This window comes from Gilliamella sp. Occ4-3, from assembly GCF_001690675.1.
In the GTDB taxonomy this organism is placed as follows: Bacteria; Pseudomonadota; Gammaproteobacteria; order Enterobacterales; family Orbaceae; genus Gilliamella; species Gilliamella bombi.
The window spans coordinates 1-7,978 of record NZ_LZHR01000081.1; the positions used below are offsets into that span (position 1 = coordinate 1).

Below are 7,978 nucleotides of genomic sequence, written 5' to 3' on the forward strand. Positions count from 1 at the left end.
ATTTATAAAAAGTTGAATTACCCATGCCATATTTACGGCAGAGTTCCTTGACAGGAATACCTGCTTCAGCTTCTTTTAAAATAGCGACGATTTGATGTTCAGTCATTTTTTTCATAATTAAATCCCCTTTTACTTTTATCATAGATAATTTTCTACTTTTTTGCTGTACTATTTTAGGGGATAGTTACACAGACACGGCTCATCGCAATATTGTACCCAACACGTTAGATAGGCAATTTAATCCTGATAAGCCTAATAAAACATGGGTAACCGATATTACTTATATTAAAACGGATGAAGGTTGGTTATATTTGTCGGTGATTATCGATTTATATGGACGAAGAGTGATTGCAAGGCAAACCAGTCGCTACATAGACCGCCATTTAGTGTGTAATACATTAAAACAAGCCTTATTTCGGCGTCACCTTCCTAAAAATGTACTCATTCATAGTGACCAAAGAAGCCAATATTGCAGTGCTGATTTCAAGCAATTATTGTTACAATATGGGCTAAGGCAAAGCATGAGTCGAAGAGGAAACTGCTTTGATAATGCGGTTGTTGAAAGTTTTTTCATACACTCAAAACACACATTATTCATGACTGTTACTACAAAACGAGGAAGCAGGCTAATAAAGCACTATTTGAATATATTGAAATCTATTATAATCGGATACGCCGTCATTCAGCCAATGGCTGGGTATCACCTGAACAATATGAACAACAATATTACCAAAACGAAAAAATGATAGAGGTGGGCACTGTCTAATATTTTGGCGAGGATCATATATTGAGTATTTACAAAATTGAAAGATAAAGGTTTGGTTAAAAACCATTCCGTATAGAGTTCTTCAATTTTCTCTAGAACAGTATATTTTTCTTCATTTATTTTTTTTCTGATATCTTTAGCATCATTAGATGACAACTTATCAGCAATACAATGCATGTTTTGCTGATAAGTTTCTGGTAAAAGAAATAGTTTGCATCTTTTGTTAAGTTGCTGATCAATTAATTTAATGATAGATAAATCATTTGATATTTGTTGTTCAATTTCACTTATATCTAATTCAACATTAAAGTCCAAACTCAATAATTTATCAAAAAAAATTTCTACACGATTGAACAACGAATCTTTTAAACGATGAATTTCTTCATTTCTTATTCCTCGATGATAGAAAAAACAAGACAATCCTAAACTAATGATAGATATAATAATGGCAATTATTGTTTCACTATCCATTTTTAGTTTCCTTGAATTTTTGTGATGAAATCATTCTTTCATCAATAATTTTTAAAAATATATGATTTGTATCATGCTTTATTTTCAATTTTGTCTTTAACTCGTCATAAGAAAAACCTTCATCTCGAATTAAACCAGCAAAAGCCTCATCTAAAAATGAGCGCCCATACCTATTATATCCGTTTAGATCAACAATCACGTTATCATATTGTTTTAGAGCTGGGACTAAATAATTTTCCCTGAAAAGTTTGCCATTATTTTCTTTATCATCGGTATCATCTCGCCCATAAGGGGATGTGCTAAAGTCTTTTACAACAGATATAATCTTAGAACTATTTATGCTCATTTTGCTACCTTAATATTCCACTGAATTAATGTACCAAAGATAGAGTGTTCTAAATCTCTTCCATTTGAACTACCATCTTTTGTAAAATATAATCCTTTGTTGCTGTAAACAGTAAGTTTGCCATTATTTTTCTCAACTAAAGCCTTTATGCTTTTACTACCTTGCCCATGCTTTAATTCTTTGGTTGATGATGCGTCTGGCTGCATTGCTATAAATATTTTATGCCATTCTGTCAATTTATTCAAAGAAACTTTATTAATGTTTGTTGAATTTATAATTTCATTTAAAATAGATTTTTGAATTTTAAGTTTAGGCGCTGACACTTTTAAGATTTTATTAAACCATTTATTCTCTACCACAGTATTTGGTATTCCTATTCCACTATCATAAATTGCAAGATTAAGATCATCCCCATAGAGATCGCAAATTAACCACCACCTTTTATCCTCCTCATTTTCTTCGTTTGGATAAGCATGTCTTGTAACATTAGCGAATGTTTCTTGAATGGCATCTCCAAAACTCCATTCTGTTTCACTGCTCATGTTGTTTCCATAAATTTTATTTTGTATGAAATCTACAATTTTATCCCTGTACTCTCCGCCAATTCCTGTTATTATAGGTACCTTATCTAAAGAAAAATCTGCAACATTTTCCTGTAAATTACATATTTTTATAAAACCAGATCTTTTGAGTAAATGAGATGCATGTGTATCTCGTGGAAGCCTGTAGATGATAACCTTTCTGTTATATTCTTTTGTAAAAGATTCTATGGCATTGTATAAAAGCAATAATGCCGCTGCGCTAATTCTTTCACATAAAGAGAAATTTAATTTTAATGTATCATTCAAGTCTTTTGGGACAAATTTTTTTATTTTTTCTATAACACCCATGGTTTTTATAAATTTTTTTTGATCATAATATTCTTTCCCTTTATGTCTATAGCTTTGATCGTAATATATACAAAATTTTTCAGGAAAACTGATATAGTTATTATTAAAAGTTTGTTTATTCTTCTTTTGTTTTTTTCTGCTTACTTTCCCTAATTTAATACGCTTCCTTCTATTTAGTTTATCTTCTCTTTTTTTAGCAAGAATACATTCTTCATGTTTTAATTTTTTCAATTTTATATCCTGTACCGTATAAGTATTATTTCCCTTTTTCACAAAACAGCCAAAGCAGTTAGCTATGTTTTCTTAATAACTTCGATCACATTTCAAATGAACAATGAAATACCCGTCCAATTATTTGTATGTTTTTTGCATCATCAACTTCATCTGGATATTCCTCTGAGTTGTATGAAACAATTCTAATTTTTCCTGCTGGTAATAAATACAATCTTTTTAACCGACACAATCCATCTTGACATATTGCATAAACATCGCCGTCATGAATATCTTTTTGTAGTGTGTTTACAGCGACCGTTGCACCATTTGGAATAACGGGTTCCATGCTATTTCCTTTAGCAGGGAAACAAATAACGAACTCTTTTTGTGCGTTTTTTCTTCTAAAGAAAGATTTGCTAAATCTGAGTTTATAGCCGTTGTGATCTTCCGTGTTTGAACAGCCGTGTCCTGCTGCAAGTTCGATTGATTTAAAATATGGTACTTCAACTTCATCTTCATTCAGCGGAGTTCTATCATCCCATTCATCCACCTCTCTTGTTGATAATTCGCTCATCGGCGTTCCATCTTTTTGCTGTTTAAGCTGAGCGCCTTCTCCCTTAGCTAACCATTCCACCGAAACACCTAAATAATCAGCGATCTTCAACAGATTTCTATTTGATTTTGTTTTACCTGTCATTAATTTCCATATAGTGGTTTGAGACATCCCAATAGCCTCTCCTAGCTTTGCCTGAGAAATCTTTTTTTCTTTCATTATTGCGGTTAATCGATCTGCTAATGTCATTTTTTAAACTCCTTTTTTATTTAAATAAAATACAACCAAAGTTGTATAAAGTAAAACATCTTAAGTTGTTGACACAAACAAAAACAAAATATAATATCTACAACATAAGTTGTTAAAAGAGGTTCGTATGAAAAATAAAGCAATTGAGAAAGCCATTTTCATTGCGGGAAGCCAGAAAAAATTAGCTGATGCATGTGGAAAAACTCAAACATCAGTGTGGAAATGGTTGCACGGATTGTCTGATGTTAGTCCTGAACATGTTCATTTGATAGTAAAAGCAACCAATGGGGAAGTTGCAGCTTGCGATATTAGACCTGATTTACCAGAACTTTTCCCAAGAAAGAGGGTAAGCAATGAACGCAGTTGAAATATTAAAACTAATAGGGCGTCCGAATGCCTATTATCCTAAGCTAGCTAAGCCACTGGGTGGTGTGAGTCCTGCTGTTTTATTCTCACAATTATTTTATTGGCAAGACAAGGCTACGTCTGATTTAGGTGTGTATAAAACACGTGATGAGCTTGAAGATGAAACTGGTTTATCTCATAACGAACAAAGAACGGCTATCAAAAAACTAAAAGAAAAAGGCGTGTTAATTGTTACAGAAAAGAGGTTAGAGCATAAGACTTTTTACAAGATTGATAATGAAAAAGTTAATCAAGTTTTAAGCGATTTCGCCAACTCTATAACTCAATCATCACGACAAATGAAAAGTAGTTACCCCGATCTCTACAATGTAGATGTCGAGACGACTACAAAATCAAGTTCGTTATATCAAGAGAATACTACAAAGACTACTACAGAGAATACTACAAATATTATTGCGAATAAATCGCAACAGCCAAAGCGACCTTGTCAGTTTCCTGATGAATTTAAACCGAACGATCATCATCGAGATATAGCGATGAATGAAAACATCAATTTGGATAATGAGTTTGTTAAATTCAGGGATTACTGCTTGGCGAATGGCAAAAAATATATTGATTGGAATGCGGCTTTTAACAACTGGTTACGCAATGCTAACGGTTATAAAAAATCAAATAAACCACCATCTAAATTCATGACCCTTGCCGAGCGTAACAGGGCAGTTTTAGAGAGTATGAGGGCTTAACCATGGCAAAGATTACAGATGAATTTTTAGCGGTTATTGGTGGATTACTTGAGGTTTACGGACAGCAAGCAAGCACAGTCAAGGTTAATATTTACTGGTCAACACTTGGGCAATATCCGATTCAATCGTTAAAGGCTGCCGCTAATGCTTGGGTGCGTAAAAGCCAGTTTATGCCGAAACCTGCGGATTTAATCAAGCTAATAGGCGGTTCAAGTAATCATTTATCACCAGATGAAGCATGGTCGATTGCAATACTTGCTAGCGATGAAACCAATACCGTTGTTTGGACTAATGAAATAGCAAAAGCGTGGGCACAAGCTAAGATTGTCTACCGAAATGGCGACAAAATTGGAGCAAGACGAACGTTTATTGATGCATATGAGCGAATGGTTGACGAATCGATGATGTACGGACGTGCCGTTGAAGTGTTTGTTTCGCCTGGTAGCGATAAAGCAAAGCGTGCTGATGCTATAAACCACGCTGTTTTTACTGGGCTATTAACACAAGAGCGAGCTAATCATTATCTACCAAAACCAGAGAATACGTTTGCAATGTTGGAATGCAAAACTGAGCAGGGAGCATCAAGTAAAAGCATGATGCATATTGTTAGCATTAAGCAGATGTTAAAAACAGGTAGAGCTTGTGTTGCGGAGAGTTAACCACTGCCCACTCGGTCTTAATCACATGCTCGACAAAATAGCGTATGACTATGTGAGAGATATAAAGAACAGGGGAGCAAATACGGCAAAGATTAAACAGCAGTTAGCAGAACGAGTAAAAAATTATTCAGAAGAAGATAAGACAAAATTGAGGGAGTTGATACAAAAATGGCAAGAGTTAAAAAAGTAGTGGAAGCAAAAGTATTCGACAAAAACACTGGTTTAAATATGGAGTTATCAGAGCTTATTTTTGATAGAGAACAATATTATCAAGAATTGGTGTGCGCTTTTTCGGTTATCAAAAAAAATGGTTTAGAAATTGAATTCTTAGGTGCTGTAGAAAGCCTTGTGCACAACCCAAAAATTAAAAGAAGCATTATCAACTGTATCACTGATAAAAAACATGTACTAGGGAAAGAGATAGGTGACTACAACCAAGTAACAAAAAATTATATTAAAAAATACTATAACAAATTAAAACATGAAGTTGATAGCGAAAAAGTGATTGTTCTTCAAAGAGAAATTGCGGAGCTTAAGAACCAGTTGGATGCAATTACAACAGCTTCATTTGTCGATAATTTGAGTGCGTGAGGATTTGACAATGGTTAGAAAACTTATGAACTGGCTAGTTTCTTGGTTAGTTGTTATTGCGTTAGCTGTCAATGTTTCAATAGCTGGCATTAACATTATCAATTCATTCTTTTCAAACAATGAGTTGATACAAGCTGGAAAATTTCTTGACTCAATAAAAAACAGGGTTAATGAAAACGGGGTAATTTTTTATGAAACAGCTAATCATCGCATCATAGTTACAACAAAAGAATGGTACGAAAATAATCATAGGTAATTAATAAATGAATAACAACGTAAAAAATCCAAAACACTATCAAATCATCAGCGGTGTTGAATCTATCGATATTATCGCACGTTGTATGACAGTTGAGCAATTTAGCGGTTTTTGCCTTGGTAACATTCTGAAATATCGAATCAGGGCAGGCAAAAAAGATGCGTTAGAGCAGGATATTGCAAAGGCTAATGAGTACGAGAATATTTTTGAAAATAAAAAGCGTTTGTGCGTTGACGGAGGAGTAGACGATGAGTGATGTAGCGATTGTAGCAATAGCTGCGTTTATTTTTTGGGGATTCGTGATTTGGAGGGCAACTAAGTAATGGCAAATAAGAAAATATTTAAATTAGTTAGCGAAACAGTAAAAAACAATTTAATTAATTTTATTCGCTCATTACCTGTTGATAGTAAAAATCCATTAGTAGTTTGTATTCAAGAGATGACTAGAACTTTAGAGCAAAACGCCCGCATGTGGGCAACATTAACGGATATATCGAAACAAGTTAATTGGCACGGATTAACGCTAACTCCAGAAGAATGGAAACACGTTTTTACAGCAACACTAAAAGGACAAAAAACGGTCCCCAATTTGGATGGGACAGGTTTTATTGTTTTGGGGCAATCAACAAGAAGAATGAGTAAAAAAGAATTGAGTGATTTATTGGAGTTAGCATATGCATTTGGAGCTGAGAAGGGCGTCAATTGGAGCGAGCAGTCTAAGTCAGATTTATTAATATTTGATTGGTACAAAGACCAATTATCAAAGGTGGCATGATGAACAACGAACACAAAGAACAACTGAAACGATACGATGATAAAGAGCAAGAATTAGAGCGAGCAATAGCAATAGTTAGAGAGCAACGCAGAGAATACATTAATCAGCATAATTTAAACAAGGTGGATAGCAATGTCAAGGAAGCACAAATTAATTAAAACTGATTTTAAATGCCCAGAATGCAATGGAGCTTGTTTGTACAACGTTGACTTGGATTTATTTGTCTGTAATAGACCATTGGTTGGCGTTAACGGAGAAGTAAAAGGCTCTTGCGGTAAGTTTTACAAGAATAAAGCGAAGTTGTAAATGCCCCAAACTTAGTACACAACTCACGTAGAAAATTAAGCTGCTTGTTTTAGTGTTTTATACTCAATCTGTGTCATGTTATTTAATGCCTCATGCGGTCTTTCGGTGTTATAAATCGTTAGCCATTCTTCGGTTATTTTCCTTGCTTGTGCTAAGTTGTTAAAAAGATATAAATCGAGTACTTCAGTACGATAGGTACGATTAAATCGTTCAATATAGCCATTTTGATAAGGGCTACCAGGCTGGATATAATCAATGGTTATATTATGTGATTTAGCCCAGTTTATAAAGGTTTTTCCTGTAAATTCTGGCCCATTATCGACCCGTATTTTTAATGGATATCCATGATATTCAGCCAGTTTATCTAAGTAACGGGTAATCCTTCCTGCTGGTAAACTTACTGCAATATCAATCCCTAGCGCCTCACGATTAAAGTCATCGATAACATTGAATGTCCTAAAGCGACGTTGATTACGGCTACTATCACTCATAAAATCCATTGACCAACATTCACCTTGTTTATTAGGCACCAATAGCTTTTCCGGGCATCGTGGAGGAATGCGTTTTTTTCGTTTTACTCTGAGATTAAGCTTTAATTCACAATACACCCGATAAACACGCTTATGGTTCCATTGATAGCCGAGCTTTCTGATACGATTAAAGCATTTAGGAAAGCCCCAGCGTAAATGCCGGTCTGTGATAGCATTCAATACCGAAACAATCACCGAATCATCCTGTAACTTAGGTTGATAATAGTAAGCACAACGGCTTAAGCCAACAATGGCACAACTCAT

At 34.4% G+C, this 7,978-nt stretch carries 14 protein-coding genes and 1 pseudogene; 9 read left to right on the forward strand and 6 right to left on the reverse strand.

Annotation, left to right across the window (positions count from 1 at the left end):
• The coding region (locus tag A9G44_RS09010; RefSeq protein WP_141675080.1) for a transposase at nucleotides 1-115 on the reverse strand (115 nt) is incomplete at its 3' end.
• Nucleotides 116-188: 73 nt separating this feature from the next.
• Here A9G44_RS09010 and A9G44_RS13130 point away from each other — a divergent pair.
• A pseudogene (locus A9G44_RS13130) lies at nucleotides 189-766 on the forward strand (IS3 family transposase); the annotation flags it as partial.
• On the opposite strand, the gene A9G44_RS09015 reads toward A9G44_RS13130, so the two are convergent.
• The 4 genes from A9G44_RS09015 to A9G44_RS09030 form a co-directional block, all read right to left on the reverse strand.
• Nucleotides 701-1,237, reverse strand: coding sequence for a hypothetical protein (locus A9G44_RS09015; protein ID WP_065610558.1), 537 nt, complete (start codon nucleotides 1,235-1,237; stop codon nucleotides 701-703). The pseudogene A9G44_RS13130 and the gene A9G44_RS09015 sit on opposite strands and share 66 nt — an antisense overlap.
• Nucleotides 1,230-1,583: an STAS-like domain-containing protein gene (locus A9G44_RS09020; RefSeq protein ID WP_065610560.1), complete on the reverse strand. Its 354-nt coding sequence runs from the start codon at nucleotides 1,581-1,583 to the stop codon at nucleotides 1,230-1,232. Before A9G44_RS09020 ends, A9G44_RS09015 begins: the two co-directional genes overlap by 8 nt.
• The gene (locus A9G44_RS09025) at nucleotides 1,580-2,704 is read right to left on the reverse strand and encodes an ATP-binding protein (protein WP_143426358.1); all 1,125 of its coding nucleotides are present in this window, start codon (nucleotides 2,702-2,704) and stop codon (nucleotides 1,580-1,582) included. The genes A9G44_RS09020 and A9G44_RS09025 overlap by 4 nt, the downstream gene beginning before the upstream one ends.
• Before the next feature lie 85 nt (nucleotides 2,705-2,789).
• A complete protein-coding gene (locus tag A9G44_RS09030; RefSeq protein WP_065610562.1) occupies nucleotides 2,790-3,488 on the reverse strand; it encodes an XRE family transcriptional regulator in 699 nt (232 codons plus the stop codon).
• A 127-nt stretch (nucleotides 3,489-3,615) separates the two neighbouring features.
• Here A9G44_RS09030 and A9G44_RS09035 point away from each other — a divergent pair, with 127 nt between their 5' ends.
• From A9G44_RS09035 to A9G44_RS13550, 8 genes are all read left to right on the forward strand, one after another.
• On the forward strand, nucleotides 3,616-3,855 hold the full coding sequence (locus A9G44_RS09035) for a helix-turn-helix domain-containing protein (protein ID WP_065610564.1): 240 nt from the start codon (nucleotides 3,616-3,618) through the stop codon (nucleotides 3,853-3,855).
• Nucleotides 3,842-4,597: a hypothetical protein gene (locus A9G44_RS09040; protein WP_065610566.1), complete on the forward strand. Its 756-nt coding sequence runs from the start codon at nucleotides 3,842-3,844 to the stop codon at nucleotides 4,595-4,597. Before A9G44_RS09035 ends, A9G44_RS09040 begins: the two co-directional genes overlap by 14 nt.
• Before the next feature lie 2 nt (nucleotides 4,598-4,599).
• Nucleotides 4,600-5,256, forward strand: coding sequence for a hypothetical protein (locus A9G44_RS09045; RefSeq protein WP_065610568.1), 657 nt, complete (start codon nucleotides 4,600-4,602; stop codon nucleotides 5,254-5,256).
• A 168-nt stretch (nucleotides 5,257-5,424) separates the two neighbouring features.
• A complete protein-coding gene (locus tag A9G44_RS09050) occupies nucleotides 5,425-5,847 on the forward strand; it encodes a hypothetical protein (RefSeq protein ID WP_065610570.1) in 423 nt (140 codons plus the stop codon).
• Between the two features lie 10 nt (nucleotides 5,848-5,857).
• Nucleotides 5,858-6,103 carry a hypothetical protein gene (locus A9G44_RS09055; RefSeq protein WP_065610572.1) on the forward strand — a complete coding sequence of 82 codons (246 nt, stop codon included), beginning with the start codon at nucleotides 5,858-5,860 and terminating at the stop codon, nucleotides 6,101-6,103.
• Between the two features lie 7 nt (nucleotides 6,104-6,110).
• A complete protein-coding gene (locus tag A9G44_RS09060) occupies nucleotides 6,111-6,359 on the forward strand; it encodes a DUF3310 domain-containing protein (RefSeq protein ID WP_065610574.1) in 249 nt (82 codons plus the stop codon).
• Nucleotides 6,360-6,425: 66 nt separating this feature from the next.
• Nucleotides 6,426-6,878 carry a recombination protein NinB gene (locus tag A9G44_RS09065; protein ID WP_065583501.1) on the forward strand — a complete coding sequence of 151 codons (453 nt, stop codon included), beginning with the start codon at nucleotides 6,426-6,428 and terminating at the stop codon, nucleotides 6,876-6,878.
• Complete coding sequence (locus A9G44_RS13550; RefSeq protein WP_179854833.1) at nucleotides 6,878-7,036, forward strand: hypothetical protein; 159 nt, start codon at nucleotides 6,878-6,880, stop codon at nucleotides 7,034-7,036. Before A9G44_RS09065 ends, A9G44_RS13550 begins: the two co-directional genes overlap by 1 nt.
• Nucleotides 7,037-7,219: 183 nt before the next feature.
• Here the strand turns inward: A9G44_RS13550 and A9G44_RS09070 are convergent.
• Nucleotides 7,220-7,978 (reverse strand): IS3 family transposase (locus A9G44_RS09070; RefSeq protein ID WP_065610576.1); only part of this gene is annotated, 759 nt, incomplete at its 5' end.